1 protein-coding gene is annotated in these 507 nt (G+C 43.2%); it reads right to left on the bottom strand.

All coding sequences use genetic code 11. From position 1 onward, the window contains the following. The coding region (locus tag R7190_RS31150) for a TVP38/TMEM64 family protein (RefSeq protein WP_318138379.1) at nt 1–507 on the bottom strand (507 nt) is incomplete at both ends.

The raw sequence follows: 507 nt of genomic DNA, 5'->3' as shown, positions 1-507 counted from the left end.
TTGGCCTGACCTTATTCATAACCCATTTTACGAGTATTGGAAACAGCCCCAGCAAAGCAAAAGATGCTAATACCGTCGGGGATACGATACCAGAAAGGCTATCAATGGTTGCTAACTGAGTACCAGCGTTAAGGTAAACGGCAGTACCAGGGAGCATGCCTATTTGACTGGTTAAATAAAAGCGCGCAATGCTCATAGGTGTTAATCCCATCAGTAGGTTGATGAGGAAAAATGGGAACACTGGAATCAAGCGCAAAGAAAACAGATAAAACGCGCCATCCTTTTTTACTCCTTGGTTAATCGCAACAAGCTTTTCCCCAAATCTCGATTGAACCCAATCCCTAAGCAAATATCGGCTACTCAAAAAAGCTAAGGTCGCACCGATCGTACTGGCAAAAGAAACTAAAAGTAAGCTAAACCAAAACCCAAACAAAGCTGCGCCTAGCAAAGTAACCACTGCTGCTCCGGGAATAGAAAATGCGGTAATCGCAACATACGCTAAAAAAT

The organism is Vibrio sp. 1078-1 (genome assembly GCF_033340475.1).
This window is presented reverse-complemented; position numbering and strand designations above follow the sequence as displayed.